The organism is Micromonospora sp. DT62, from assembly GCF_049847285.1.
In the GTDB taxonomy this organism is placed as follows: Bacteria; Actinomycetota; Actinomycetes; order Mycobacteriales; family Micromonosporaceae; genus Micromonospora; species Micromonospora reichwaldensis.
Window position 1 is genome coordinate 138110 of record NZ_JBNCOB010000006.1, and the last position, 25879, is coordinate 163988.

Annotated in this window: 22 protein-coding genes; 9 read left to right on the forward strand and 13 right to left on the reverse strand. The window is 73.4% G+C overall.

Features of this window, described 5'->3' with window-relative positions; genetic code table 11:
* Nucleotides 1-103: 103 nt before the first annotated feature.
* Both ACPXCB_RS11555 and ACPXCB_RS11560 read left to right on the forward strand, forming a co-directional pair.
* A complete protein-coding gene (locus ACPXCB_RS11555) occupies nucleotides 104-1435 on the forward strand; it encodes a glycosyltransferase family 4 protein (protein WP_425874693.1) in 1332 nt (443 codons plus the stop codon).
* A gap of 214 nt (nucleotides 1436-1649) precedes the next feature.
* Complete coding sequence (locus ACPXCB_RS11560; RefSeq protein ID WP_425874695.1) at nucleotides 1650-2459, forward strand: metal-dependent hydrolase; 810 nt, start codon at nucleotides 1650-1652, stop codon at nucleotides 2457-2459.
* 18 nt (nucleotides 2460-2477) lie between these two features.
* Here the strand turns inward: ACPXCB_RS11560 and ACPXCB_RS11565 are convergent, their stop codons facing one another.
* A complete protein-coding gene (locus ACPXCB_RS11565) occupies nucleotides 2478-3542 on the reverse strand; it encodes a phosphotransferase (protein ID WP_425874697.1) in 1065 nt (354 codons plus the stop codon).
* Between the two features lie 395 nt (nucleotides 3543-3937).
* Between ACPXCB_RS11565 and ACPXCB_RS11570 the strand changes: the two genes are divergently transcribed.
* On the forward strand, nucleotides 3938-4522 hold the full coding sequence (locus ACPXCB_RS11570) for an N-acetylmuramoyl-L-alanine amidase (RefSeq protein ID WP_425874699.1): 585 nt from the start codon (nucleotides 3938-3940) through the stop codon (nucleotides 4520-4522).
* A gap of 48 nt (nucleotides 4523-4570) precedes the next feature.
* Nucleotides 4571-5143: a GNAT family N-acetyltransferase gene (locus ACPXCB_RS11575; RefSeq protein ID WP_425874701.1), complete on the forward strand. Its 573-nt coding sequence runs from the start codon at nucleotides 4571-4573 to the stop codon at nucleotides 5141-5143.
* A 94-nt stretch (nucleotides 5144-5237) separates the two neighbouring features.
* Here the strand turns inward: ACPXCB_RS11575 and ACPXCB_RS11580 are convergent, their stop codons facing one another.
* The gene (locus ACPXCB_RS11580) at nucleotides 5238-5831 is read right to left on the reverse strand and encodes a nucleotidyltransferase family protein (RefSeq protein ID WP_357578672.1); all 594 of its coding nucleotides are present in this window, start codon (nucleotides 5829-5831) and stop codon (nucleotides 5238-5240) included.
* 230 nt (nucleotides 5832-6061) lie between these two features.
* Nucleotides 6062-6874, reverse strand: coding sequence for an NAD(P)H-binding protein (locus ACPXCB_RS11585; RefSeq protein ID WP_425874703.1), 813 nt, complete (start codon nucleotides 6872-6874; stop codon nucleotides 6062-6064).
* Between the two features lie 81 nt (nucleotides 6875-6955).
* Here ACPXCB_RS11585 and ACPXCB_RS11590 point away from each other — a divergent pair, with 81 nt between their 5' ends.
* Nucleotides 6956-7369, forward strand: coding sequence for a winged helix-turn-helix transcriptional regulator (locus ACPXCB_RS11590; protein WP_327028989.1), 414 nt, complete (start codon nucleotides 6956-6958; stop codon nucleotides 7367-7369).
* Between the two features lie 16 nt (nucleotides 7370-7385).
* Here ACPXCB_RS11590 and ACPXCB_RS11595 read toward each other — a convergent pair whose 3' ends face one another.
* Nucleotides 7386-9089: a bifunctional 3'-5' exonuclease/DNA polymerase gene (locus ACPXCB_RS11595; RefSeq protein WP_425875013.1), complete on the reverse strand. Its 1704-nt coding sequence runs from the start codon at nucleotides 9087-9089 to the stop codon at nucleotides 7386-7388.
* Nucleotides 9090-9221: 132 nt separating this feature from the next.
* Here ACPXCB_RS11595 and ACPXCB_RS11600 point away from each other — a divergent pair, with 132 nt between their 5' ends.
* Complete coding sequence (locus ACPXCB_RS11600; RefSeq protein ID WP_425874706.1) at nucleotides 9222-11099, forward strand: ABC transporter transmembrane domain-containing protein; 1878 nt, start codon at nucleotides 9222-9224, stop codon at nucleotides 11097-11099.
* Nucleotides 11096-12826: an ABC transporter ATP-binding protein gene (locus ACPXCB_RS11605; protein WP_425874708.1), complete on the forward strand. Its 1731-nt coding sequence runs from the start codon at nucleotides 11096-11098 to the stop codon at nucleotides 12824-12826. The genes ACPXCB_RS11600 and ACPXCB_RS11605 overlap by 4 nt, the downstream gene beginning before the upstream one ends.
* Before the next feature lie 11 nt (nucleotides 12827-12837).
* On the opposite strand, the gene ACPXCB_RS11610 is transcribed toward ACPXCB_RS11605, so the two are convergent.
* Genes ACPXCB_RS11610 through ACPXCB_RS11630 form a run of 5 tightly spaced genes read right to left on the reverse strand, consistent with a single transcriptional unit; the run spans nucleotide 12838 to nucleotide 17866 of the window.
* Entirely contained in the window at nucleotides 12838-13767 is a 930-nt protein-coding gene (locus ACPXCB_RS11610; RefSeq protein ID WP_425874710.1) for a carbohydrate ABC transporter permease, read from the reverse strand.
* The gene (locus ACPXCB_RS11615; RefSeq protein WP_425874712.1) at nucleotides 13767-14675 is read right to left on the reverse strand and encodes a carbohydrate ABC transporter permease; all 909 of its coding nucleotides are present in this window, start codon (nucleotides 14673-14675) and stop codon (nucleotides 13767-13769) included. Before ACPXCB_RS11615 ends, ACPXCB_RS11610 begins: the two co-directional genes overlap by 1 nt.
* Before the next feature lie 20 nt (nucleotides 14676-14695).
* Complete coding sequence (gene ngcE, locus ACPXCB_RS11620) at nucleotides 14696-16132, reverse strand: N-acetylglucosamine/diacetylchitobiose ABC transporter substrate-binding protein (RefSeq protein ID WP_425874714.1); 1437 nt, start codon at nucleotides 16130-16132, stop codon at nucleotides 14696-14698.
* Nucleotides 16133-16157: 25 nt separating this feature from the next.
* Entirely contained in the window at nucleotides 16158-16907 is a 750-nt protein-coding gene (locus ACPXCB_RS11625; protein ID WP_425874715.1) for a sugar isomerase domain-containing protein, read from the reverse strand.
* Nucleotides 16904-17866 (reverse strand): MurR/RpiR family transcriptional regulator, encoded by a 963-nt coding sequence (locus ACPXCB_RS11630; RefSeq protein ID WP_425874716.1) that lies wholly within the window; start codon nucleotides 17864-17866, stop codon nucleotides 16904-16906. The genes ACPXCB_RS11625 and ACPXCB_RS11630 overlap by 4 nt, the downstream gene beginning before the upstream one ends.
* 191 nt (nucleotides 17867-18057) lie before the next feature.
* Here ACPXCB_RS11630 and ACPXCB_RS11635 point away from each other — a divergent pair, with 191 nt between their 5' ends.
* A complete protein-coding gene (locus ACPXCB_RS11635; protein WP_425874718.1) occupies nucleotides 18058-19044 on the forward strand; it encodes an N-acetylglucosamine kinase in 987 nt (328 codons plus the stop codon).
* Nucleotides 19045-19466: 422 nt separating this feature from the next.
* Here the strand turns inward: ACPXCB_RS11635 and ACPXCB_RS11640 are convergent, their stop codons facing one another.
* The 3 genes from ACPXCB_RS11640 to ngcE (ACPXCB_RS11650) all read right to left on the reverse strand — a co-directional run bounded on the left by ACPXCB_RS11640 (nucleotide 19467) and on the right by ngcE (ACPXCB_RS11650) (nucleotide 22769).
* Nucleotides 19467-20372: a carbohydrate ABC transporter permease gene (locus ACPXCB_RS11640; RefSeq protein ID WP_425857501.1), complete on the reverse strand. Its 906-nt coding sequence runs from the start codon at nucleotides 20370-20372 to the stop codon at nucleotides 19467-19469.
* Entirely contained in the window at nucleotides 20369-21277 is a 909-nt protein-coding gene (locus ACPXCB_RS11645; RefSeq protein WP_363900616.1) for a carbohydrate ABC transporter permease, read from the reverse strand. The genes ACPXCB_RS11640 and ACPXCB_RS11645 overlap by 4 nt, the downstream gene beginning before the upstream one ends.
* A gap of 73 nt (nucleotides 21278-21350) precedes the next feature.
* Nucleotides 21351-22769 carry an N-acetylglucosamine/diacetylchitobiose ABC transporter substrate-binding protein gene (ngcE, locus tag ACPXCB_RS11650; RefSeq protein ID WP_425874721.1) on the reverse strand — a complete coding sequence of 473 codons (1419 nt, stop codon included), beginning with the start codon at nucleotides 22767-22769 and terminating at the stop codon, nucleotides 21351-21353.
* Between the two features lie 195 nt (nucleotides 22770-22964).
* On the opposite strand from ngcE (ACPXCB_RS11650), the gene ACPXCB_RS11655 reads away from it, so the two are divergent.
* Nucleotides 22965-24416 carry an acyltransferase family protein gene (locus tag ACPXCB_RS11655; RefSeq protein WP_425874722.1) on the forward strand — a complete coding sequence of 484 codons (1452 nt, stop codon included), beginning with the start codon at nucleotides 22965-22967 and terminating at the stop codon, nucleotides 24414-24416.
* Here the strand turns inward: ACPXCB_RS11655 and ACPXCB_RS11660 are convergent.
* Nucleotides 24388-25878 (reverse strand): CoA-acylating methylmalonate-semialdehyde dehydrogenase, encoded by a 1491-nt coding sequence (locus ACPXCB_RS11660; RefSeq protein ID WP_425875015.1) that lies wholly within the window; start codon nucleotides 25876-25878, stop codon nucleotides 24388-24390. The two genes, ACPXCB_RS11655 and ACPXCB_RS11660, sit on opposite strands and share 29 nt — an antisense overlap.
* Between the last annotated feature and the right edge of the window lies 1 nt (nucleotide 25879).

Genomic DNA, 25879 nt, shown 5'->3' on the forward strand with positions numbered 1-25879 from the left:
TATCCGGCCACCAGCAGGATGGGTCCCGATCCAGTCGCGACATCGGCGGGCACCGGTTGCGGTGCCGGTCGACGCGCGCTCGGGGATAAATCAAGGGGGCCACATGTCACCTGACGCCGACGTGATCGACATCCATCCCGCCCGGCGACAGCGGGTGCTGATGCTCTCCTGGGAGTACCCGCCGGTCCTCGTCGGCGGGCTCGGCCGACACGTGCACGCCCTCTCCGTCGCCCTCGCCGCCGCCGGCCACGAGGTCACCGTCGTCACCCGCCACACCGACGGCGCACCCCTCGAGGAGTACGCCGACGGCGTCCGCATCGTCCGCGCCGCCGAAGACCCCGTCACCTTCCCCCTCGCCACCTCCTCCCTGCTCGCCTGGACCATGGCCTTCAACCACACCCTCACCCGCGCCGCCCTCCGCGCCACCGAAGCCGGCACCTACGACGTCATCCACGCCCACGACTGGCTCGTCGCCCACACCGCCATGACCCTGCGCGAACACCTCGACATCCCACTCGTCAGCACCATCCACGCCACCGAAGCCGGCCGACACCAGGGCTGGCTGCCCGAGGAGATGAACCGCACCATCCACGGCGTCGAACACTGGCTGAGCAACGCCTCCGCCCGGGTGATCGTCTGCTCCGGCTACATGCGCGAGCAGGTCGCCACGCTCTTCGACGTGCCGGCCGGGCAGGTCGACGTGGTGCCCAACGGGGTCGACGACCGGGCCTGGCGCGCCCGGCCGGGGGCGGTCACCGCCGCCCGGGCCCGGTTCGCCGGCGACGGCCCGCTCGTCGGGTACGCCGGCCGGCTGGTCTACGAGAAGGGCGTGCAGCACCTGGTGCACGCCGTGCCGTACCTGCGCGACCGGCACCCCGGGCTGCGGGTGGTGATCGCGGGCGACGGCCCCTACCGCGGCGAGTTGGAGGAGGAGACCCACCGCCTCGGGCTCGGGCAGACCGTACGCTTCGCGGGCTTCCTGGACGCGACCCGCCTGCCCGCGCTGCTCGGCGCCACCGACGCGACCGTGGTGCCCAGCCTCTACGAGCCGTTCGGGATGGTGGCCCTGGAGGCTGCGGCGGCCGGTGCGCCGTTGGCCGTGGCCCGCACCGGCGGCCTCGCCGAGATCGTCGAGCCGGGCGTGACCGGGGTGACCTTCCCGCACAGCGACCCGGGCGCCCTCGGCGAGGCGGTCGACCAGCTCCTCGCCGACGAGGTCTTCGCCCGGCGGGTGGCCCGGCGGGCGCGCGCCATGGTCGGCCGTCACTACGGCTGGACGACCATCGCCGCCCGGACCGCCGGCACGTACGCGACGGTCGGCCGGGAGCACGGCCCGACGCAGGCCCGGCGCGCCGCCGCCCGACTCGGCGGGGCCCGCCAGAAGATCACCATCCCGGAGGGGAACCTGCTCGCGGCCGGCGGCGCCGTCCGCTGAGCGGACCGTCGCCGCCTCCCTACCGTCCGGTGGCCGACAGACCGGCCCCGTCCGCCGCCCGGCAAGGGCATACTTCCCTGCCGGTGCGGCAGATCCACCCACCCCTCCCCGCCACCGTCCCCGGTGGACCGTCCGGGCGATGCCCCTGCGGAGCGTCGGCGAACTACAGTGGCGTAGTTTTGGCGCTCAAGATCCCTGGGGAGGGTGAGCCGACATGATGGGACCGTCCCACGCGCTGTCCGGCGCGGCGGTGTGGCTGGCCGGATCCTGGGCGCTGCAACAGTTCGCCGACTACCACCAGTCGCCGCTGGAACTCGCCGTCGGCACCGCCGTCTGCGCCGGTGGCGCGCTCTTCCCCGACCTCGACCTCTCCGGCAAGGTGACCCGCAACCAGGGCGGGGCGACGGTCGCCCGTACCTTCGGCGTGTTCTCGCTCTTCATCGCCGAGGTGATGGAGAAGATCTCCCTCGGGGTCTACTACGCGACGAAGCTCAGCAAGGATCCGCGCCGCAACAACGGCCACCGCACCCTGACCCACACCATCCCGTTCACCCTGCTGGTCGGCTGGGGCACCACCACGCTCTGCGCCGCGTACGGCAAGTGGGCCGTCATCGGCATCCTGTTCTTCATGTTCGGGCTGGCGCTGCGCGGCCTGTTCGACAAGTGGGCGGAGCGCGCCGGCTGGGTCATCGTCACCCTCGCGTCGGCCGCCGCCGCCTGGTACACCTTCGCCAACCTGCCCGGCGGCCGGGGCTACCCGCTGATCGGCACCGCCGTCGGGGTCGGCTGCTTCGTGCACATCCTCGGCGACATGATCACCCGGGCCGGCGTGCCCATCCTCTGGCCCATCCCGATCAAGCGTCGGATGTGGACGCCGATCGGGCTGCCGAACAAGATCGCCCTACGGGCCGGCAGCAAGACCGAGGTGGTGGTCGTCCGGGCCGTACTGACCGCGATCTCGGTGCTCGCGGCGGCCGGGCTGGTCGCCCCGTCGGTGCTGCAACGCTTCAACATCGACGTCTGACGGCCTTCCCGCGCCCGGTCAGTCCCACGCCTCGGCGGCCCAGCGGGCGAGCAGCTCCAGCACGGGCCGACGGCCCGCCATCATCTCCGCCTCGTCGCGGGCGTCGTAGGTGCCGCTGATGGCGGAGCGGCCCAGCCGGCCGAGCATCATCGGCGCCAGCCAGAAGTACTTGGCCGCCCCGGTGAGCCGGACGGCACGGGCCACTTCCCCCGGCGCGACGGCACCGCGCAGCCCTTCGGCGTACCGGTCGGGCACGGTGGCGGCCACCTCGTCGAGCAACGCGACGTCGACCAGCCCGTCGAGGAAGGTGTCCAGCACCAGGTTGGCCGCGTCCTCGCCGACCGGCCCGGGGCCGACGCCGGACCAGTCCAGCAACACCGGGCCGTCGGCGGCGAACACCAGGTTCATCGGCCAGCAGTCGTGGTGGCAGAGCGTACGCGGCAGCCGGTCGGTGGCGGCCAGCACGTCGTGTCGCCGTTCCCACAGCACCCGCAGCGCGTCGCGCAGGGGGCGCGGCCAGGCGGCGACGGCCACCGGGTGCTCCCACGGCACCGGCGCGGCCACCGGGCGGCTCAGCGTGTAGTCGCGCAGCCAGTCGCGCGCCAGCCAGTCCGGCGGGCGACCGCCGGCCGCGAGTTCCCGCGCCTCGGGGTCGCCGAGCCAGCGGGCGTGTCCGGCGCCGAGCCGGACGGCCACCTCGCCGAGGTCGACGGGCGTGCAGGCGACGCCCGGCCGACCGGCGACCTCGGGCAGCCACAGCGCGACCGAGCCGTCCGGCCGGTCGTCGACCGCCAGCGCCGTCGGCGCGGCCAGCCCGGCGTCGGCGTACGCGGCGGCGGCCAGCCCGCTGCGGTACGCCTCGACCTCGCGGCGCCAGTAGTTCCAGTGCCCCGGCTCGTCGCTGCCGGCCCAGTGCGCCGGGCCGGGGCGGCCGGGCGGGGTGAGGAGTTTCAACACGGCCGACCGCCCGTCCCGGCGGGTGCGCCAGATGCCGTCGGTCACCCCGTTGAGCATGTTGTGGGTGAGCTGCCCGGCCGGCACGTCGGCGGGGACGAGGTCGGTCGGCGGGCGGGACGTGGTCACGGGGCCTCCAGCGCCAGGTAGCCGACCAGTCCTTCGGCGACGAACACCAGCCAGGCGGCGACCGCCCCGGCTATGTGCCGGGTCAACGTTCCGATCATCGGCCGGCCTCCCCCGTCGTCAGCGGCCCGCCGCGGTGTGCCACGGCGGCGGTGCCGCGCCCGCCGACGCTAGCGGAACAGCGGCCTGGCATGGGGGCAGTGGCCGGACCGGACAGCCGCCGACGGGGTGCAGGCCGAGCGATGACCGATCTGGGCGATCCGCCGTCAGCGACCTACCCCGGGCGCGCACGACCAGTCGGCCGAATCGCCGGCAACGGGAGTGGGGACGACGATACGTTCGGATTGTCGAGCCTGCGGCCGGCCATCCGCACCGGCGTCCGCCGAAAGGAGCATTCGATGGCCCTCTGGAAGGATCTCGCAAGCTGGCGCGGCCCCACCGCCAACCGGGTCCCGAACGGCATGGTGGAGGTTCGCGGCCTGGTGGTACACATCGCCGACGGCACCTATGAGGGCACCATCAGCCACCAGCAGGACCCGGACACCGAAACCTCCTCGCACTTCATCGTCAGTCGTGAGGGTGACATCGCGCAGATGGTCGACACGGCGGACAAGGCCTGGACCCAGCGAGCCGGCAACGGGCACTGGCTCTCGGTGGAGTGCTCCGGGTTCAGCGTCGGCAGCCCGCACCACGCCAGCCATCCCGGCTGGGAGAGGCTGACCGACGAGCAGATCGTGGCCCTCGGCCGGATCTTCGCCAGGGTGCACGAGGAGTGCGGCGTCCCTCTCGCCCTGACGGCCGACCCGTCGGGCACAGGCCTCGGCCACCACAGCATGGGAGGATCGGCCTGGGGGCACGACAAGTGCCCCGGCCCGCCGATCGTCGCGCAGAAGCCGGACATCCTGGTCGCCGCCCGGCAGATCGCCAGTCCGTCCGGGCCCACGCCCTCACCGGGCCTCGTCGTACGGCGCGCCGCCCCCTGAGCCGGTCCGGGGCAGCGGACGGCCCGGCCCGTCGCTACGGTGCGGAGGATGGACAGTTCCCATCCGCTGGTGGCCGGCATCGTGCACCAGGCGCCCGGCTCGACCGTACGGCTGCGCCCGGTGGCCGAGGACGATCTGGGGATGTTGCGCCGGTTCGCGGTCGAACCCGGGCTGATCGGGCTCGACTGGGCCGGCTTCCGGGACGCCGCCGCACCGGCCCGCCGCTTCGCCGAGGACGGCTATCTCGGCGAGCGGACCGGCGGCCTGATCGTGCAGGTCGAGCCGGCGTCGGACGCCCCGGCGGGCTACCTCAGCTATCTCCAGGGCCAGTACGGCGGGCGGGCCCCGTACTGGGAGATCGGCATCGTGCTGCTGCCCGAGTGGCGCGGCCAGGGCATCGGCTGGCGGGCCCAGGCGCTGCTCTGCGACTACCTGTTCAGCCACACCCCGGCGCAGCGCATCCAGGCCAGCACCCACGCCGAGAACACCGCCGAGCAGCGGTCGCTGGAGAAGGCCGGCTTCCAGCTGGAGGGGGTCGTGCGGGCCTGCGAGTTCCGGGCCGGCGCCTGGCGTGACGGGTGGCTCTACAGCCGGCTGCGCGACGACCCGTCACCGCTGTGACCGCATGGCTCAGCGTCCCCGGTCGGGTCGCGCCGCTGCGGAAGACGTCCGCGGCAGCGACCCGTGTCCTGCCGGCTGAGCCTGTCCAGCGCAGTTAGGCGCCGATGCGCTGGGGTGGAACGGTCAGCCCGTAGAGCGCCATCAGCTCCGGGGTGTCGACCCGGCTGCCGTCGGCCACCGAGTCGCAGGAGATGTCGACGATCTGGTCCTTGTGCGCGAGCAGGTAGGGCCGGGCGCCCACGTCCGCGCTGGCCAGGGTGGCGATGCCGGACCAGTGCCGGCGTCCGAACAGCATCGGGTAGCCGCGCAGCCCGTCGTAGGTGGCGCAGACCAGCACGTCGGGGTACGGCAGCGCGACGACCCGACGCACGGCGGTGGCGGTCAGGCCGGGCATGTCGACCGGCACCACCACGACCGCCTCGATGCCCTCGTCGTCGAGCGCGGCGAGGCCGGCCCGGATGGACGAGCCGACGCCGGTCCCCCACGCCCGGTTGATCACCACGGTGGCCCGGCTCAGGTCCGCCGTCTCGCGGACCTGGTCGGCCGCGGCGCCGAGCACGACCACGATCCGCTCGCAGCCCGCCTCGGTCATCGTGTCGATCATCCGGTTCACCAGGGGCTTCTCCCCCTGATGCAGCAGCGCCTCGGGGCCGCCGATGCGGCGCCCCCCGCCCGCGGCGATGATCATTCCTGCGATCCGGTTCAGCTGGGCCCCCTCCACCGTGGAGCGGGCCGTGGCGCGAACGCACGGCCCGCTCCGTCGTACGGACATCGGGAGCAACGAGGAGAAGGCAGACCGGGTAGCGGGGCGAAAAGGGAAAATAGTGCAACCGTTACCGGCCCGGAACCGCACCGCGTCGCCCTTCTCCGGCGCGGCTGGCTCGAAGGCGGGCAGCCCCGTCGAGGCTGCGCGTACGGTCAGGACGGCGCCCCGGCGGCGGCGACCGCGACCGGCATCGGGTCGCGGGGCGGACGCGACAGCAGGCGCGCCAGGTCGCCGTGGGTCCGCGCGAGGAACCCGGCCGCCGTGGCGGAGTAGATCGACATGAGCATGGCCGGCTGGAACGGCAGCAGGCCCGGGCCCGTCAGGGCGGCACGCCGCTCGCCTAGCGACTCCGGGCGGTAGGGCACGCCCAACCCGGCGGCGACGCCGGCCGCGGTGAGCGCGACAGGTCCGGTCAGCTCGTACGTGCGACCGCGGTGGGCGGCCGGGTCGGCAGCCACCCGCACGGCGGCGTCGGCCAGATCCTGTCGGGCCACCGCGGCCAGCGCTCCCGTGCCGAACGGGGCCGTGACCGCGCCGTCGACCGGGGCGGCCAACTGACCGAACAGCTCGGCGTAGAGGCCGTTGCGCAGGATCGTCCAGTCGAGCCGGCTCTCCCGCAGTCGACGCTCCGTCCACCGGTGCGCGAGCGCGAAGGCCAGGTGGTCGCCGGCGCCGACCAGGCTCGTGTAGACCACGTGCGCCACCCCGTGCCGCTCGGCGGCGGCGATCACCCGGTCGTGGCGGGCGGTGACGACGTCGTCCTCGCCGTAGCCAGCGGAGACCAGCACCAGCACGCGTACGCCCGTCAGGTCCGGCCCCGCCGGGTCGTCGAAGTCCACGCTGCGCCCAGCGTCGCCGAAGCGACCGGGCGTACGGGTGCCGGCGAGCGGGGCGAGCCCTCGCTCGACCAGCCCGGCGTGGATGAGGGAGCCCAGGTGCCCGGAGGCGCCGGTGACCAGCAGCATGTGGCGAGCCTTTCGGTGGTACCGAATCGGAACTAGCCTCATCGTCGGGAACCACGGACGCGGCCACAAGGAGGCACTTCGATGTCGGCAGGGCACACGGCGGTAACCGACGCGCTGGCACCCTGCGGCCTACCCGAGCACCCCGACTGCGGCATCCGCGACGTGCTCGACCGCATCGGCGACAAGTGGTCGGTGCTCGCGATCGTCGAGCTCTCCTCCGGTGTCCGCCGGTTCCGGGAGCTGCAACGGGCCATCCACGGCATCTCCCAGCGGATGCTCACCCTGACCCTGCGTCGGCTGGAGCGTGACGGGCTGGTGCTGCGCACCGCGTACCCGACCGTCCCCGTGACCGTCACCTACGAGCTGACCGAACGCGGGCGGAGCCTCACGCACCTGGTCAGGCAGTTGGCGGACTGGTCGCTGGCGCACAAGGACGCCATCGCCGAGTCGCGGCACGCGTGGGACGCCGCCAACCCCGACTCCGGCGTCTCCTGACCCGGGACGAGAGCCGTCAGGCCGCGTCGGCGTAACAGTCGACGACGGAGAGGTCCAGCGGGAAGCGGACCGGGGTGTCGCCGAAGAGCAGCGCGCCGGCCTGCTCGCCGCACCGGGTGACCGCGTCGGCGACCGCGTCGGCCCGCTCCGCCGGGCAGTGCACGATCACCTCGTCGTGCTGGAAGAAGACCAGCTCGCCGCCGGTGGCGGCGAGCCGGCCGCGCAGCGTCGCCAGCAGGGTCGAGGCCCACTCGGCGGCGGTGGCCTGGATGACGAAGTTGCGGGTGAACCGCCCCCGGGACCGGGCCGCCCGCGCCCGCGGCGACTGCGGATCGTCGCCGTCGTCGGGCACGTCGGCGTCGGGGTCGCCGAACCCGGCCGTGCCCGGCGGGCAGGTGCGACCCAGCCAGGAGCGCACCAGCCCGCCAGCCTCCCCCGTGCGGGCCGCCGCCTCCACGTAGCCGAAAGCCGTCGGGTAGCTGCGCCGCAGCACCGCCAGCGCCGGCACCGCCGCCCCGCCCGTCTGCCCGTACATGGCGCCGAGCAGCGCCACCTTGGCCCGGGGCCGGTCGCCGCCGAAGGCGTCCTGGGCGAGGGCGGCGTAGAGGTCGCCGGCACCACCGGCGGCGGCGAGCCGGGCGTCGCCGGAGACTGCGGCGAGCACCCTCGGCTCCAGCTGGCCGGCGTCGGCCACCACGAACCGCCAGCCCGGATCGGCCACCACCGCCCGCCGGATCACCTTGGGGATCTGCAACGCGCCGCCGCCCCGGGTGGCCCAGCGGCCGGAGACGACCCCGCCCGGGACGTACTCCGGCTGGAACCGGCCGTCGCGCACCCAGGCGTCGCGCCAGGCCCAGCCGTGCGCCGTCCAGATGCGGTAGAGCTCCTTGTATTCCAGGACCAGCGGCACCGCCGGGTGGTCCACCCCGCGCAGCACCCAGGCCCGGGTGTTGGGCAGTTCCACCCCGGCCCGGGCGAACGCCCGCAACAGCTCCGCCGGGGAGTCGGCGTGCAACTGGCGTACGCCGAACGCGTCGGCGATCCGCGCGGCCAGCTCGGCCAGCCGGCGGGGCGGGCCGCCCACCGGCGACGGCTCGCCGAGCAGCTCCGCGAGGAGTCGGTCGTGCACGTCGGCCCGCCAGGGCAGCCCGGCGGCCCCCATCTCCACGGCGATCAGCGCGCCGGCCGACTCGGCGGCGACCAGCAGCCGGAACCGGCCGGGATGCTCGGTGGCGGCGATCCGGGCGAGCTGGTCGGCGTACACCCGGGTCAGGGCCTCGACGCCGGGGCCCGGCGGGCCGGGCAGGGCGTCGAAGAGCGCGCCCTGCCCGTGGCCGGGCGGCGCGGCCGGCCGGGGCGGCGGATCGGCCGGCACCGGCGCGCCGGTCAGCCGGGCCCAGGCCGCCGCGAACGAACGGGGCTCGCCCCAGCGGCCGGCGTGGCCGAGCAGCAGGGCCTCGGTCAGCTCGACGTCGTGGCAGCGCTCGACCCGCACCCCGGCGCGCAGCAGCGCCGGGTAGACGGTCGCGCCGGAGGCCCACACCCAGCGCGGCCGGTCCGCCGCCTCGCGCGCCGCGACGGCGGCGGCCAGGTCGGTGACCGGCTGCACCGGGCCGACGGGCTGCCCCGCGGCGTCGAGGGGTTGCAGCGCTCCCCCGCCCCGCTCGTCGGAGGCCACCGTCACCAGCACGGATGCGATTCTGCCTCGCCCCTGCGACACTTCACCCACCAGCCACTCCGGCGCGCCCCCGCGCCGGGGTGGGTCGGCCGCCGGCGCCGGCGACGGAACGTCGGCAGGCGGTACGGCGGAAACGGGGCGGCGAGGCGGTGCCCGGCTCGCTAGCGTTGGCCGGTGCCACCACGGATCCCCCATCCCGAGCCCGGCACCCCGGACATCCGGGGGCCGATGCGGTACCTGTGGTGGCTGGTTCGCTGCCAGCCGTGGCGGGTGCTGCGCGGCAGCCTGTTCGGCACGGCCTGGATGACAGGCCTGGCGGTCCGGCCCTACCTGATCTCCCGCGCCGTGGACGACGGACTGCGGGCCGGCGACAACCGGGCCCTGGCCCTGTGGGTGGCGGCGATCGTCGTCGCCGGCGTCGCGCTGTCCTGGCTGGGCATCATGCGGCACCGCACGATGACCTTCATCCGGGAGGATGCGAAGGCGCGCTCTGCCGCCGTGGTGCTCCGCCAGCTGTCCCGGGTCGGCGCCGTGCTGCCGCGCCGGGCCGCGGCGGGCGAGGTGGCCACGATCGGCGGCACCGACATCGACCGGGCGGCGCAGGTGATGACGATGACCGGGCCCGGCGTCGGCGCGGTGGTGGCATACCTGGTCGTCGCCGTCGTGCTCTGGTCGATCTCGCCCCTGCTCGCGCTCTGCGTGCTGGTGGGTGTGCCGTCGGTCGTCCTGGTCGTCGCTCCCCTGCTGCGCCGGCTGGAGCGGGCGGAGTCGGTCTACCGGCAGCAGCAGGGTGAGCTGACCGCCCGGTCGGGCGACATCGTGGCCGGGCTGCGGGTGCTCGCCGGGGTGGGTGGCCGGGGCCTGTTCGCCCGCCGGTACGCGGCCCGCTCCCGCGACCTGCTCGTCGAGGGGTACCGGGTGGGCGCCGTGAACAGCTGGATCGACGCGGCGACGGTGGCCGTGCCCGGGCTGTTCCTCGCGGCGGTGGTGTGGCTGTCGGCCCGGATGGCGGTCACCGGCGACATCAGCGTCGGGGAGCTGGTCGCCGTCTACGGCTACGTCGCGACTCTCGTCGTGCCGGTCTGGTTCCTGCTGGAGGGCGGCCACCAGCTGATCCGGGGCCGGGTCGCGGCCCGCCGGATCGTCGCCCTGCTCGCCGTCGAACCGGACGACGTCGGCGGGCCGCACGACACGCCGGCCCGTGCCCGCGCGGCGACGGTTCCGGGCAGCCGCCAGCCGGCCCACCCCGCCACCCCCGTCCCGGCCCCCGGCGGCCCCGCCGGTCCTGCCCTGGCCCCCGCCGGCCCCGCCAGCCCGGTCCCGGCGCCCGCCGGCCCGGTCCCGGCCCCCGACGGTCCCGCCGACCTGCACGACCGGTCGAGCGGGCTGACCGTCCGGGCCGGCCACCTCACCGCGGTGGCCGCCGCCGACCCGGCGGACGCCCTCGCGCTGGCCGACCGGCTCGGTCGGTACGCCGTCAGCGACGCCACCTGGGGCGGCGTGCCGCTGACCGCCGTCGACCTCGACCAGGTGCGGGCCCGCATCCTGGTCGCCGACCACGACGCCCACCTGTTCGCCGGGACGCTGCGGGAGGTGCTGCGCGGGGCCCGCCCCGGCGATGACCGGGAGCGGATCACCGCCGCCCTGCACGCCGCGTCGGCCGAGGACGTCGTCGAGGCCCTGCCGGACGGGCTCGACACTCCGCTGGACACCCGCGCCCGGTCCCTCTCCGGCGGCCAGCGGCAACGGGTCCGGTTGGCCCGGGCGTTGCTCGCCGAACCGGAGGTGCTGATCCTCGTCGAGCCGACCTCGGCGGTCGACGCGCACACCGAGGCGCGCATCGCCGAGCGGCTGCGCCGCGCGCGGGCCGGACGGACCACCGTCGTGCTCACCACCTCGCCGCTGCTGCTGGGACGGGCCGACGAGGTCGCGCACCTGGTCGCGGGGCGGGTCGCCGCCACCGGCACACACGCCGACCTGCTCGACCGGGACCCGGGCTACCGGCGGCTCGTGGCCCGTGGCGACGCCGACGCCGAGCAGGCGCTGCGGTGAGCGGGCTGCCGGTCGCCGACCGGGCCACCGTACGCCGCGCGACGCGTCGGCTGATCGCCCGGGACCGGCGCGCCGTGGCGGTCGTGCTGGCGCTGCACTCGACCGCCACGGTCGCCGGGCTCGCCCCGCCGTGGCTGCTCGGCGCCATCGTCGACCGGGTGTCCGCCGGGGCCGGCGTCGCCACCGTCGACCGGTTCGCCCTGGCGATCGGCGGGGCCGTGCTGGCCCAGGCGCTGCTGTCGCGGTACGCGCGGTACGCGGGCCACCGCTTCGGCGAGCGGGCCGTGGCCCGGCTGCGCGAGGAGTTCGTCGAGCGGACGCTGAACCTGCCCGTCGGCGTCGTCGAGCGCGCCGGCGCCGGGGACCTGGCGACCCGCAGCTCGGTCGACGTGGCGACGGTCGGCACCACCGTCCGGGACGTGGTGCCCACCATCGTCATCGCCTCGGTGCAGTTGGCGCTGCTGTTCGGGGCGGTCTTCCTGCTGCACCCGCTGCTCGGGCTGGCGGCGCTCGCCGGGCTGCCGACGATCGCGCTGGTGACCCGGTGGTACCTGCGGCGCGCCAGCCCGGCGTACCTGGTCGAGGGGGCGGCCGCCGCCGAGCTGACCGAGACGCTGACGAGCACCGCGGAGGGCGCCCGTACGGTCGAGGCGTTCCGGCTCGCCGACGAACGGATCGGGCACGGCAGCGCGCGCATCGGCCGGGTCTGGGCCGCCCGGCGGGCGACCCTGGCGCTGCGCACCGTGTTCTTCACCGTGGTGGAGGCCAGCTACCCGCTGCCCGTGGCCGTGCTGCTGCTGGTCGGTGGGCTCCTGCTCACGCGGGGCGAGGTGTCCCTCGGCGCGGTGGTCGCCGCCACGCTCTACCTTCAGCAGGCCATCGAGCCGCTGGACCGGATCCTCCAGTGGATGGAGCAGGCGCAGCGCGGCTTCGCCTCGTTCGCCCGGGTGCTCGGCGTCGGTCAGGTGCCGCCGGAGCGGCCCGGCCGGGCCGCCACGCCGGTGGACGAGCGGCTGGTCGTCCAGGGAGCCCGGTTCGCGTACGGCGGCGGACCCGACGTGCTGCACGGCATCGACCTCGAGGTGCGGCCCGGCGAGCGGTTGGCGCTCGTCGGGCCGTCGGGGGCCGGGAAGTCCACCCTGGCGCGGCTGCTCGCCGGGATCGACGCGCCCCGGGAGGGGGTCGTCAGTGTCGGCGGCTGCCCGGTCACCGACCTGGACCCGGCCGAGCGCCGGCGGCGCATCGCCCTGGTCACCCAGGAACACCACGTGTTCATCGGCTCGCTACGCGACAACCTCGCGTTCGCCGCCCCGGACGACTCCGACGACCGGATGCGCACGGCGCTGGCCACGGTCGGCGCCGACTGGCACGCCCGCCTGCCCGACGGCCTCGACACCCTGCTCGGCGACGGGGCGCACCCGCTCGGCGCCGCCGAGGCCCAGCAGCTCGCGCTGGCCCGGCTGGTGCTCGCCGACCCGCACACGCTGATCCTCGACGAAGCGACCGCCGCTCTCGACCCGACGACCGCCCGGCGCACCGAGCGGGCCTTGGCCGCCCTGCTCACCGGGCGGACCGTCATCGCGATCGCGCACCGCCTCAACACCGCCCACGACGCCGACCGGGTGGCCGTGCTGGAGGGGGGCCGGATCACCGAGCTCGGCAGTCACGACGAGCTGGTCCGGGCCGACGGCCCGTACGCCGCCCTGTGGCGTTCCTGGCACCCCTGACCCGCCCGGGTCTACTTGACCGCGCCGGAGGTGAGACCCGACTGGATCTGCCGCTGGAAGATCGCGTACACGACGATCATCGGGAGGATGGCGATGGTCAGGGCGGCGAAGAGGCCGGACCAGTCGGCCTCGTAGCCGGCGTTGACCGAGATGTCGGCGATGCCCTGGGTGAGCACCCACTTGTCCTTGGCGTTGGAGAGCAGCACGAGCGGCAACTGGTACTGCCCCCACTGGCCGATGATGTTGAAGATGCCGACGCTGATCAGGCCCGGCTTCGCCATCGGCATCATCACCTGGAAGAAGAGCCGGGTGTGCGAGCAGCCGTCGATCATCCCCGCCTCGGCGACCGACGACGGCAGCGTCTTGAAGAACGCGGCCAGGAAGAACACCGTGAACGGCAGCGAGTAGGCGATGTAGACCAGCACCACCCCGGTGTGGGTGTCCAGCAGCCCCAGGTTCTTCACCACGAAGAAGAGCGGCACGAGGGCGAGGAAGACCGGGAACGCCAGCCCCGAGACGAACAGGTAGTAGATCGCCCGGTTGCCCCAGAACTTGTAGCGGGCCAGCACGTACGCGGCCATCGAGCCGAGCAGCATGGTGCCGAAGGTGCTGCACGCCACCACGATCACGCTGTTCAGGAAGTAGCGCCCGACGTTCGCCTTGTTCCACGCCCGGGCGTAGTTCTCGAAGCGCAGCTCGGCCGGCAGGGTCCACGGGCTGCTGAAGATCTCCGTCGTGTTCTTGAACGAGGCGAGGAAGGTCCAGAGGATCGGCACGATCACGATCACCGCCCAGACCGCGAGCGCCACGTGCCCGAGGGTGGCGAGAAGCCGTACCTCGGAGCGTCTGCCCCGACCTCCGCGCCCACCCGCGGCGCCCGGCTTCACGGTCTTCGGCGGTAGCGCCGCCGGCGTCGGCGGCACCGTCGTCTGCGGGTTCATCAGTACTCCACGCTTTCCCGCTTGGTCAGCCGCAGCGTCAGCGCCGCGAACGTGAGGGTGAGGAAGAACAGCGCCACGCCCATGGCCGAGGCGTAGCCGTACTTCGAGTAGACGAAGGCGTTGCGGTAGATCTCCATGGCCAGGACGGTGGTGGCGCCGTCCGGGCCGCCGCCGTCCACCGAGAGCACCGAGACGATGGCGAACGCGTCGAACGCGGCGATGCCCAGGTAGACCCAGGCGACCTGGAGGGTGTCCCAGAGCAGCGGCAGGGTGACCCGGAAGAAGAGCGTCACCCGGCTCGCCCCGTCCACCTCGGCGGCCTCGTAGATCTCGCCCGGGATGGAGGCCATGCCCGCCGAGAAGAGCACCACGTAGAAGCCGACCGCCTGCCAGACCAGCACGCCGATGATCGACCAGAGCGCCAGGTTCGGCCGGACCAGGAAGAGCACCGGGTCGAAGCCGAGCTTCATCAGCACGCCGTTGATCAGGCCGGACTCGTTCGGCCGGTAGACCATCTGGAACAGCACCGCGATGATGGCCACCGCCAGGACCTGGGGGAAGAAGAACACCACCCGGTAGAACTTCGACCCCCAGACCCCCTGGCGTTGCCCGCCGCTGCTCTTCCCGCCCACGTTGAGCAGGAAGGAGAAGAACAGGGCGATGGCGATGGTGATCAGCGGCAGGGCAAGCAGCAGTACGCCGTGGTGCTGGACCGCCTTCCAGAAGTTGTCGTCGTCCCACAACCTCCGGAAGTTGTCGAAGCCCACCCACTGCGGGGCCGAGAGCCCCCGCCAGTTGGTCATCGAGATCTGGAACGCCTGCGCGTACGGCGCGATGACGAAGACCACGTACAGCGTGACCGGGACGAAGAGGAACCCGATCACGAACGGATACTTGCCGTGCCGCATGACCCCTACGCTCCGATCGATCAGCGCTTGAACTTGGCGATGGAGCTGTCCTTCTTGATCGCGTCGGCACGCTTCTGGATGCGCTCCACGAAGGCGTCCGCCTTGATCCGGCCGAACATCAGCTCGTTGGTGGCCGTGCGGGCCTCCGTGTCGAGCTCCTTGTACCAGCCGTCGAAGTAGATGTTGAACACGTCCTGGCCGGCGGCCTTCAGCGCGGCCTGCGAGCTGGCCACGCCGGGCGGGAAGGCGAAGCCCTCCGAGCCGGCGGTGACCACGGTTGGGGCCTTGACCACCTCGGTGAAGCCCTTCGCGCCGGCCACCGAGAGCATCTGGCGCATGTACTCCAAGCCGCCCTTGGGGTTCTTGCTCTTGGCCGAGACGAAGTAGCCCTCACCGGCCGTGGCCCGCAGCGCCGTCGCCGGCAGCTTGTCCGACGCGGACAGGCTCGGCACCGGCATCAGCTGGTAGTCGAAGCCGGACGGGGTGTCCTTCTTCTGCTCGCCCTCCAGCCAGTCGCCGCTGGGGTAGAACGCCAGCTTGTACTGGTTCTGCCGCAGCTGCACGTCGGTGTGCTTGAGCCCCTCGAAGCTCTTGTCGACGTACTTGGCGCCGATCTCGGCCCACGCCGCGGCGGCCTGCTTGACCGCGTCCTGCTGCCAGGCGCCGTCCTCCAGGTTGTCGATGTTCTTCAGTACGTCGGTGCCGCCGATCTTCGCCGCGTGGGTGAGGATCACGTTCCACTGGTAGTACGCGGCGTTCGCCCCGGCGTAGCCGTACGGGGTGATGCCCTTGGCCTTGATCTTGTCGAGCAGGGCGGTGAACTCGGACCAGTCCTTCGCCGGCGCCCAGCCGTTGTCCTTGAACAGCTTGCCCGAGTACCAGATGCCGAAGACGGTGGAGACGTAGTACAGGACGTACGGCTTGCCGTTGAAGGAGCCGACGTCGACGGTGCCCGGCACCACGGTGTCGCGGACCTTCTTGTTCGGGTCGTCGACCGACGGGGCGTCCCAGAGCTCGGTGAGGTCCTGGAGCTGACCGTCGGCGACCAGGGAGCCGAAGTCGATCAGCTTCTCGCCGGAGTTGTTGACGAACTCCGGCGGGTTGCCCGAGGCGAACCGCGGCTGGAGGACGGTGGAGACGGCCTGGGTCGACTGGTGCTTGACCTCGGCCTTCGGGAACGCCTTCTTGTACAGCGGCTGGTGCACGTCGGTGGCGTACTTCTCGCCGTAGCCACCGTTGAAGATGACCACCTCGATCGGGGCGTCCTCGGCCACCCCGAGCGGGTTGGTGGCGCTCTTCGCACCGTCCGCGACCTGCTCGTTCTTCTCGTCGCTGCCGCTGGTCGCGCAGGCGCTCAGCAGGCCGGCGGCCGGGGTGGCGAGCAGGCCCACCGCGGCGGCCCGGCGCAGCATGGTCCGGCGGCTCAGGTCGGCCGGGTTGTCGGGGGTAATCGACATCGTCGTCTCTCCTTGTGTGTTCGGGTCAGGCGGTCCGCCGGAGGCGCCCGGCGTACCGCGACTCGAGGGCGTGGTTGTGCTCGTCCCCGCCGGGGACGTTGGCGGAGAGGTAGATAGGGGGTACCTCCCCGGCCTGGTGGAACCGTCGTACGACCTCGGCGGTCAGCAGCTGCGCCAGCAGCGCCGCGGTGACCGAGGAGACCGCACAGACCGCGCCGCCGCCCTCGAGCGGCAGCAGTGCGTCGCCGTACGGCGCGCCGTTGTCCAGCACGACGTCGGCGAGGTCGGCGAGGCGCCGGCCGGACGGGTGCCGCGGGGCGACCCGTGCGGTGTGCGCGACCGAGGTGACCGCGATCAGCGGGTGGCCGCGTCCGGTGACCAGCGTCGCCAGCTCGACCACCGAGCCGTTGATGCCGGACTGCGAGGCCACCACGAACACGTCCCGCGGCTGCGGGGCAGCCAGCTCGTAGAGCTGGTGGGCGACCGCCGGGTCGCGCTCCAGCTTCGGGTCGGCGAGCACGTCGCGCGGGGCGTCGCCGTGCAGCACCAGGTCGTGCAGGGAGAGCCGGTTGGTGGGCACCAGCCCGCCGGCCCGGGCGACCAGTTCCGCGGCGAACGCCTCGGAGTGGCCGGCGCCGAACGCCTGGAGCACCCCGCCGGCGCGCAGGCTGGTGGCGATCAGGTCGGCGGCGGCGCCGATCGCGTCGGCGCTGGCGTCGACGAGCCGGTCGAGCACCGGGCGGACGGCGTCGGCGTACCCCTGGGCGCTGATCATGCGGTGGCCCCCTTCGCGGCCTTGTGCCCGTCGACGGCCTGGGCGGTACGCCGGAAGGCCGCGTGGGCGCGGTCGTGGGTGCGCTGGGCGACGGCGATGTAGAGCAGGTCGAGCACGACCAGCTGCGGGTGCCGGGCGGAGAGCGCGTCGGGGCGGAAGGTGGTGGCCTGGCTGGCGGTGAGCAGCACGATGTCGGCCAGCTCGGCCAGCGGCGAGCGCGGGAATCCGGTCAGCGCCACGGTGGTCGCGCCCCGGCTGCCCGCCTCGGCGAGCATCTCGATGGTCTCGCGGGTCTGGCCGGTGTGCGAGATGCCGAGCGCCACGTCGCCCTGGCACAGCAGGGCCGCGCTGGCGAGGCCCTCGTGCACGTCGTTCCAGGCCCAGGCCGCCACGCCGATGCGGTGCAGGCTGAACTGCATCTCCTCGCCGACCAGGGCGCTGCCGCTGGCCCCGAAGATGTTCACTCTGGACGCCCCGGCGATGGCGACGGCGGCCCGTTCCACCTCGACGAGGTCGAGCAGCGCGGCGGTGTCGTGCATGGCGCGGGTGTCGGCGGCCATGATCTGGTCGAGGACCCGGGAGAGGGGGTCGCTGGGCTGGATCTCGCGGCCGATGTCGACGGTCCAGCCCGCCGAGCGGGCCCGGCCGGTCTCCGCGGCGATGCCGAGCCGCAGGTCGGCGTAGCCGTCGAAGCCCATCGCCCGGCAGAACCGGGTGATCGTCGCCGGGGAGGTGCCGCTGCGCTCGGCCAGTTCCACGATGGTCGCCCGGGCGGCGGCCTCCGGGTCGCTGAGCACGTGCTCGGCGACGCGGCGCAGTGCCCCCGTCAGCTCGCCCGCGCCGGCCCGGACCCGCGCCAGCACGCCGTCGGAGCCGACCCCGAGCGCACCCCGCCGGTCGACCGCGCCGGCGTCGACCACCGCGGTCCCCGCGGAGGCGTCCACCTCGTGATCAACCATGGGGCACCTTTCCGAAAAGAGTGTTAACTGTTAGTGGTAAAAGTTCTTACTGAAAGCCCCTCCGTGTCAAGACCGTGGGCGAAGTTTTCAAACTGTTACCTGGCGCACGGCCTCCGGGCGGGTCCGCCCCTTGCCTGCCGTCGTTGGGCCGACCAGCATGAACGCGGCGTCGATCGAAGGGGTGGCTGCGGATGTCCGACAGCGTCGTGGTCGGTCTCGACGTCGGGGGTACGTCCACCCGGGCGACCGCCCTGACCCTCGACGGGCGGCGGCTGGGCAGCGGCCGGGCGGGCGGCGGAAACCCCACCAGCCACGGTGCCGAGCGGGCGGCGGGCGAACTCCTGGCCGCCCTGCGGGAGGCGCTCGCCGGCGTCGATCCCGCCCTGGTGCGTGGCGGCACGATCGGGCTGGCCGGGGCGGGCCGGCTGCTCGCCGATCCGGCGGGCCGCGACGCCTTCGACCGGGCCTGGCGTGACGCCGGCCTGCGCTGCCCGTACGCGGTGCACGGCGACGCGCTGGTCGCGTACGCGTCGGGGACCGCCAGCCCGGACGGCACGGTGCTGATCGCCGGCACCGGGGCGATCGCCGCCGGGGTACGGGAGCTGCGGCTGGACCGGGTCGCCGACGGTCACGGCTGGCTGCTCGGCGACGCGGGCTCGGGCTTCTGGCTGGGCCGGGAGGCGGTCCGCCGGCTGCTGGCCGACCTCGACCGGGGGCACGCACCGGGCCGGCTGGCGACCGGGGTGCTCACCGAACTGCTCGGCTCCGCCGAGGTGGCTGCCCGCCCCCGGGACACCGTCGACGCCCTGGTCCAGACGGTGACCCGGCGACCCCCCGTGGAACTGGCCCGGCTCGCGCCCCTCGTGGTCGCCGCCGCCGTCGACGGCGAGCCGGTCGCTTGTGGGCTCCTCGACGAGGCCGCCGCGCACCTGGCGGAGAGCGCGGCGCGGATCCGCCCCGCGGGCGGGGTCTCCCCCATCGTGCTCGGCGGCGGCCTGCTGACCGGCGACACCCCGCTCGCCGCGGCGGTCCGGGCCGAGGTCGCCCGGCGGTGGCCGGACGCGCCGCTGCACTCGGCCGGCGACGGCGCGGCCGCGGCGGCCTGGCTCGCCGCCCGGGACCTGCCCGAGGTGACCGACCCGGTCGCCCTGCACGCCCTCCTGGTGCCGGTGGCCTGACCCTGCGCGCGTCGCCGGGACCGACGCCAGCTCGGACTCCCGCTTGGCCCGCTTCGCGGCGGGCAGGGGTCGCACACGGCGCTCGGGTCGCCGTCCCCGCCGTCCACCCGCCCGGGGGCGAGGGCTGCCTCGCCCGGCGCTGTCGAGCTGAATCGTCTACGTCATCGCGCGGCCGGCGTCCGCGCCGGTGCCGAGCCCCCGGTGCAGGTCGGGGCGGAGCGCGCGCGTGGCGTCCGCGCCGGTGCCAGCGCGGTGTGGCGTCCGCGCCGCGCGCGGCGCAGCGGACCGGGCCAGGCGCCACCGACGAGCGAATCGTCTACGACATCAGCTCGACAGCGCGCGGACAGCGACCGGTCGGGCCAGCTCCGCACGCACCGAGGCGCCCTGCCGAGCTGATCAGAACCGGTCCGGCGCGAAGGGGCTTACTTGAGCTGGCCGGCGGTCAGCCCGGACTGGACCTGGCGCTGGAAGAGAATGTAGACCAGCAGTACCGGGACCACCGCGATGGTGAGGCCGGCGAAGAGCTGCGCGTAGTCGCCGGCGTAGCCCTGGTTGACCGAGAGCGCGGCGAGCCCCTGGGCGAGCACCCACTTGGACTCGTCGCCCTGCATGAGCACCTGGGGCAGCAGGAACTGGTTCCAGTGGCTGAGGAAGTTGAAGATCGCGACGCTGATCAGTCCCGGACGCGCCATCGGCAGCATCACCTGGAAGAAGAGCCGGAAGTGACCGCAGCCGTCGACCAGTGCCGCCTCCGCGACGGCCGTGGGCAGGGTACGGAAGAAGGCGGTCAGGAAGAACACCGTGAACGGCAGCGAGTACGCGGCGTAGACCAGGATCAGCCCGGTCCAGGTGCCGAACAGGCCGGCGTTGCGCACCACGAAGAACAGCGGCACCAGGGCCAGGAAGACAGGGAACATCAGCCCGCCGACGAACAGGTAGTAGACGACCTGCTTGCCCCGGAACTCGTAGCGCGCGAAGACGTACGCGGCGGTGGCGCCCATCAGCATGGTCAGGGTGACCGAGCCCGCGACCACCACCAGGCTGTTCAGGAAGTACTGGCCGATGTGCGCCCCGCTCCACGCGCGCGACCAGTTGTCGAAGCGCAGCGCGCCGGGCAGCGACCACGGGTCGGCCAGGATCTCCGCGTTGCTCTTGAACGAGCTGATGAACATCCAGAGCAGCGGCAGTACGGTCAGCGCACCCCAGAACAGCAGGAAGCCGTGCGACAGCACGTTGGCGACGCCGAGTTCGCGGCGTACCGGGCGGTCGGCGGGGCCGGGAGGCTCGTCGGGCAGCGCCACGGACGCGGGCTTGTCCAGAGTCGTCACGAGTACTCGATCCTGTCTCGCTTGCTGGCCCGCAGCGCCAGCACCGCCACCGTGAGGGTCAGGAAGAACATCACCACGCCGATCGCCGAGGCGTAGCCGAACTTGGTCTCGCTGCCGAACGCCGTGTCGTACATCCGCACACCGATGACGTCGGTGGAGAAGTTGGGACCGCCGTTGGTCATCAACTGCACCAGGATGAACCCGTCCAGGGCGAAGATGGCCAGGTAGACCCAGGCGACCTGGACGGTGTCCCAGAGCAGCGGGATGGTCACCTTCCACAGCGTGGTCAGCCGGGAGGCGCCGTCGAGCATGACCGCCTCGTAGATCTCCTTGGGGATGGCCGACATGGCCGCGCCGAAGAGCACCACGTAGAAGCCGACGTTGCTCCAGATCATCACGGCGAGCACGCACCAGAAGGCGGTCCGCGGATCCCCCAGCCAGGTGGGCGCGCCCAGACCGACGCTGTTCAGGGCGCTGGTGAGCAGGCCCTTGTTCGGGTGGTAGACCTCCTTCCACAGCAGCGCGATGATCACGACGGAGAGCACCTGGGGGAAGAAGTAGACCGTGCGGTAGAACGACGAGCCGCGCACCCCGCTGACCCCCGCCCGGCCCTTGCGCCCGCCCATGTTGAGCATGGCGGCGAAGAAGAGGCCGAGCACGATCGTCAGCACCGGAACCAGCGCCAGCAGGATCGCGTTGTTCTTCAACGCGTTCCAGACGTAGTCGTCGTTCCAGAGCGTCTTGAAGTTCGCCAGCCCGACGGAGTTGGCGTCGGGCGAGTAGCCGAGCCAGTCGGTGGTGGAGATCTGGAACGCCTGGAGGTACGGCGACACGACGAAGATGACGTAGAGCAGCACCGGCGGCACCAGGAAGGTGACGATCAGCGGGTACTTGCCATGTCTCACGATGAGGTCCTACCTCTTCAGCGGCGGCCCGGTGGGGGCGGGGCGGTCCACCCCGCCCCCACCGGCCGGGGTGTCAGGCGGCCCGCTTGTACTTCTTGATCGAGCTGTCCTGGGCGATCGAGTCCGCGCCCTTCTGGCACTGGTCGAGGAACTCCGCCGGGCTGATCCGCCCGCTGAAGAACTCGCCGCACGCGGCGTCGATGAGGTTGCGCTCCAGCTTGCGGTAGTAGTTGTTGTAGACCCAGTTGAAGCCGTTGCTGCCGGAGGCATCCAGCGCCTTGACGACCGTGTTCAGCCCGAACGGCAGCTCGACGCCCTCGCTGGCACCGGCCACCACGGTCAGGCTGGAGACCTTCTTGGTGAAGTCCTGCGCGCCCTTCTTGGAGAGCATGACCCGGAAGAACTCCAGGCCGCCGGCGACGTTCTTGGCCTTCGCCGGGACCATGAACGGCTCCCCGGCGGTGCCCCGGACGGCCTCGAACGGCAGCTTGTCGCCGCTGCCCAGGCTCGGGGTCGGCTGGATGGTCATGTTGAACCCGGCCGGCGTGACGTCCTTCTGCTCGCTCTCCAGCCAGGAACCGCAGGAGATGAAGGCCGCCTTGCCCTGGCACCACGCGGTCTGCGACTGCTTGTGGTCGAGGCCGGGCGAGCCCTCGAGGATGAACTTGTCCTTGACGATCTGGTGCCAGGCGTCGGCCGCGGTCTTCATCGCGTCGGACTTCCAGGCGTTGGGCTCCAGGTTGTCGATCGCCGTGGCGACCGAGGGGCCGCCGAACTTGATGGCGGTCGAGATGACCGGCCAGCTCATGTAGCGCGGGTGCGCGCCCGCGTACGTCCAGGGGGCGATGCCCGCGGCCTTGATCTGCTTGCACAGCGCGATGTGCTCGTCCCAGGTCTTGGCGTACTCCCACTTGCGCTCGGTGAAGAGCTTGGTGGAGTGCCAGATGCCGTAGACGGTGTAGGTGTAGTTCATGACCAGGAACTTGCCGTCGTACGAGCCGACCTCGACGGCACCCGGCAGCAGGGTGTCCTTGACCGTCTTGCCCGGGATGTCGAGGCTCGGGGCGGCCAGCAGCTCGCCCAGGTCGGCGATGGCGTTCTGCGACACCAGGCCGTTGAAGTCGATCTGGTTGGCGCCGGAGTTGTTGACCACGTCCGGCGGGGTGTTGTCGACGAAGCGCGGCTGGAGGGTCTTCGCGATCTCCTGCGTCGCCGAGTGGTTGATCTTCGCCTTCGGGTACTTCTCGGTGTACATGGCCTCGTGGGCCTTCGCGTACTCCTCGCCGAAGCCGCCGTTGAAGATCACCACCTCGAGGGGCGCGTCCTCCTTGACACCGAGCGGGTTCTGCTCGCTCTTGGTGCCCTTGTAGGTGCCGGCGTCGCCCTTGTCGTCGTCACCGCCGCCCGTGGCACAGCCGGTCAGCAGGCCGGCGGCGGGGGTGGCCAGGAGGCCGGCGGCGGCGGTGCGCCGCAGGATGTCACGCCTGTTCATGGTCTCTCCTCGGATCCGTCCGGGCGGTCGCCGGATGGGGGATGGCGACCGCCGCACGAGGCGCAGGGGGAATTTGTCTTCAGTTCGCAATATGTTGCTGAAGAATTTCTACGGCAGGAGGGCGCGGACTTCAACCCCCGGGGACCGAACCGTTATCAGCAGCGGCCAGTCCACGCCTGACGTACCCTCGGGGCCATGCGCCGCCTGCGGCAACTCGCCGCGCGCACCCCCGCTGGTCGGCAACGTTACGTCGACCTGCTCCGGGCGCTCGCGATCGGCATGGTCGTTCTCGGCCACTGGGCCGTCGCCACGATCGGCGAGGACGCGGCCGGCCGGCCGACGGGGCGCTCGGCGCTGCCCGACCTGCCGTGGGCGTACCCGCTCACCTGGGTCGCCCAGGTGATGCCGATCTTCTTCCTGGTCGGCGGGTACGCCAACGCCGCCTCGCTGGCCGCCCGCCGGGCCGCCGGCGTCGACGCCACCGCGTGGCTGCTGGACCGGGGCGCCCGGCTGCTGCGCCCGACGACCGCGCTGCTGCTGGTGATCGCCGGCGGCGCCGCGCTCGCGTCGCTCGGCGGCGTCGGGGCGACGCTGGTGCGTACCGTCGCCTGGTTCGCCACGATCCCGCTCTGGTTCCTCGCCGCCTACCTGATCGTGGTGCCGCTGACCCCGGCGATGCTCGCCCTGCACCGGCGCTTCGGCCTGCTCGTGCCGGCGGCGCTGGCCGCGCTGGTCGTCGCCGGCGACGTGGGGCGGGCGCTGGGCCCGGCGGAGCTGGCGCTGCCGAACTACGTCCTCGGCTGGCTGGCCGTGCACCAGCTCGGCATCGCCTGGCGCGACGCCGACGCCGGGCGTCAAGACGCCCACCCGGACGCGGCGGGCGGGCACCCGCCACGCCCCGCGTCCGCGCGCGACCGGGCGCGGCCACGTCGGCTGCCGCTGTCGCGGCGCGCGGGCGCGGCGGCGCTGCTGGGCGGCCTGGCCGCGACGGTGCTACTGACCACGGTCGGACCGTACCCGGTGAGCATGCTCAACGTCCCGGGCGAGCGGCTGGACAACGCCGCCCCGCCCAGCCTGGCCCTGCTGACGCTGACCGTCGCCCAGTTCGGGCTGATCCTGCTGCTGCGCGACCCGGCGGAGCGCTGGCTGCGCCGCCCCCGCCCGTGGCAGGCGGTGATCGCGGTGAACGCGGTCGTGCTCACCGTCTTCCTCTGGCACCTCACCGCCGCGATCCTGCTGGTCGGCGCGCTGGACGCGGCCGGGCGGCTGCCGACCCCACCCGCGGGGTCGGCAGCCTGGCTGGCCTGGCGGGTGCCGTGGGTGCTGATGCTGACCGTGGTGCTGGCCGCCCTGGTCGCCGTCTTCGGCCCCGTCGAGGCCCGCACCGGCCGCACCGGGCAGGGCCGGCCGGCCGGCGGCGGGGCCGCACCGGGCCGCGCGCCGGCCGGCAGCGGGTGGCGGGCCACCGTGCGCAGCGCGCTCACCGCCGCCGGTTTCGCCGCCGTGGTGTACGCCCTGGTGGTCAACGCCCAGACGCCGAGGGCGGCCCCCGAGCCGCTGGGGCTGCCGGCGGCGGCGCTGGTGGCGTACCTGGCCGGGGCCGGCACCCTGCGCCTGCTCAGGTCTGGGTGGGGAAGCCGAGGTTGACCCCGCCGTGCCGGGGATCCAACCAGCGGCTGGTGACCACCTTGCCCCGGGTGAAGAAGCGCACCCCGTCCTCGCCGTGCGCGTGCAGGTCGCCGAAGAGCGAGGCCTTCCAACCGCCGAAGGAGTAGTACGCCATCGGCACCGGGATCGGCACGTTGACGCCGACCATGCCGACCTCCACCTCGTGCTGGTAGCGCCGGGCCGCGCCGCCGTCGTTGGTGAAGATCGCCGTGCCGTTGCCGTACGGGTTGGCGTTGACCAGCTCCACCGCCTCGTCGTACGAGCCGACCCGCAGCACGCCGAGCACCGGGCCGAAGATCTCGTCGGTGTAGATCGACATGTCCGGGGTGACGCGGTCGAACAGCGTCGGGCCCAGCCAGAACCCGTTCGGGTCCCCGTCCGGCTCGACGTCGCGGCCGTCCACCACCGGCACCGCGCCGGCGGCCACCCCCGCCTCGACGTACGCGCGCACCCGGGCGGCGTGCGCGGCGGTGACCAGCGGGCCCATGTCGCAGCCGCGCCGGCCGTCGCCGGTGCGCAGCCGGCCCATCCGCTCGGCGATCCGGGCGACCAGGGCGTCGGCGACCGGCTCCACGGCGACCAGGGCCGAGATCGCCATGCACCGCTCCCCCGCCGAGCCGAACCCCGCGTTGACCGCCGCGTCGGCGGCCAGGTCCAGGTCGGCGTCGGGGAGCACCACCATGTGGTTCTTCGCCCCGCCCAGCGCCTGCACCCGCTTGCCGGCGGCGGTGCCGCGCTGGTGGACGTGCCGGGCGACCGGGGTGGAGCCGACGAACGACACGGCCTTGACGCCCGGGTGGTCCAGCAGCGCGTCCACGGCCTCGGCGTCGCCGTTGACGACGTTGAGCACCCCGTCGGGCAGGCCCGCCTCGGCGAACCACTCGGCCAGCAGCAGCGCCGCGCTCGGGTCCTTCTCGCTCGGCTTGAGCACCACCGCGTTGCCGCAGGCCACCGCGATCGGGAGGAACCACAGCGGCACCATCGCCGGGAAGTTGAACGGGGAGATCACCGCGACGACGCCGAGCGGCTGCCGCAGGCTGTACGAGTCGACCTCGGTGGAGACGTTCTCGCTGAACCCGCCGCGCAGCGCGGAGGGGATGCCGCAGGCGTACTCGATGATCTCCAGGCCGCGCTGCACCTCGCCGGCGGCGTCGGCGAGCACCTTGCCGTGCTCGGCGGTGATCACCCGGGCGAGCCGGTCCCGCCGCGCGTGCACCAGCTCCCGGAAGGCGAACAGCACGGCCGTCCGCCTCGCCAGCGACGCGTCCCGCCAGGACCGGGCCGCGCGCCCGGCGGCCTCCACCGCGACCGCGACGTCCGCCGCCGAGGCCAGCTCCACCCGGGCCGTACGCCGACCGGTCGCCGGATCGAAGACGTCCCCGTGCCGCCCGGACGAGCCGCTGAACGGCTTGCCGTCGACGAAGTGGCCGATGACGTCCACG

Bases quoted from the DNA above. Each gene is read 5' to 3' on its own strand.
- ACPXCB_RS11615 (WP_425874712.1), bottom strand. From the start codon at position 14,675: ATGCGGCACGGCAAGTATCCGTTCGTGATCGGGTTCCTCTTCGTCCCG.
- ACPXCB_RS11630 (WP_425874716.1), bottom strand. From the start codon at position 17,866: ATGGTTGATCACGAGGTGGACGCCTCCGCGGGGACCGCGGTGGTCGAC.
- ACPXCB_RS11570 (WP_425874699.1), top strand. From the start codon at position 3,938: ATGGCCCTCTGGAAGGATCTCGCAAGCTGGCGCGGCCCCACCGCCAAC.
- ACPXCB_RS11635 (WP_425874718.1), top strand. From the start codon at position 18,058: ATGTCCGACAGCGTCGTGGTCGGTCTCGACGTCGGGGGTACGTCCACC.
- ACPXCB_RS11560 (WP_425874695.1), top strand. From the start codon at position 1,650: ATGATGGGACCGTCCCACGCGCTGTCCGGCGCGGCGGTGTGGCTGGCC.
- ACPXCB_RS11610 (WP_425874710.1), bottom strand. From the start codon at position 13,767: ATGAACCCGCAGACGACGGTGCCGCCGACGCCGGCGGCGCTACCGCCG.
- ngcE (WP_425874714.1), bottom strand. From the start codon at position 16,132: ATGTCGATTACCCCCGACAACCCGGCCGACCTGAGCCGCCGGACCATG.
- ACPXCB_RS11575 (WP_425874701.1), top strand. From the start codon at position 4,571: ATGGACAGTTCCCATCCGCTGGTGGCCGGCATCGTGCACCAGGCGCCC.
- ACPXCB_RS11625 (WP_425874715.1), bottom strand. From the start codon at position 16,907: ATGATCAGCGCCCAGGGGTACGCCGACGCCGTCCGCCCGGTGCTCGAC.
- ACPXCB_RS11555 (WP_425874693.1), top strand. From the start codon at position 104: ATGTCACCTGACGCCGACGTGATCGACATCCATCCCGCCCGGCGACAG.
- ACPXCB_RS11590 (WP_327028989.1), top strand. From the start codon at position 6,956: ATGTCGGCAGGGCACACGGCGGTAACCGACGCGCTGGCACCCTGCGGC.
- ngcE (WP_425874721.1), bottom strand. From the start codon at position 22,769: ATGAACAGGCGTGACATCCTGCGGCGCACCGCCGCCGCCGGCCTCCTG.
- ACPXCB_RS11580 (WP_357578672.1), bottom strand. From the start codon at position 5,831: ATGATCATCGCCGCGGGCGGGGGGCGCCGCATCGGCGGCCCCGAGGCG.
- ACPXCB_RS11655 (WP_425874722.1), top strand. From the start codon at position 22,965: ATGCGCCGCCTGCGGCAACTCGCCGCGCGCACCCCCGCTGGTCGGCAA.
- ACPXCB_RS11585 (WP_425874703.1), bottom strand. From the start codon at position 6,874: ATGCTGCTGGTCACCGGCGCCTCCGGGCACCTGGGCTCCCTCATCCAC.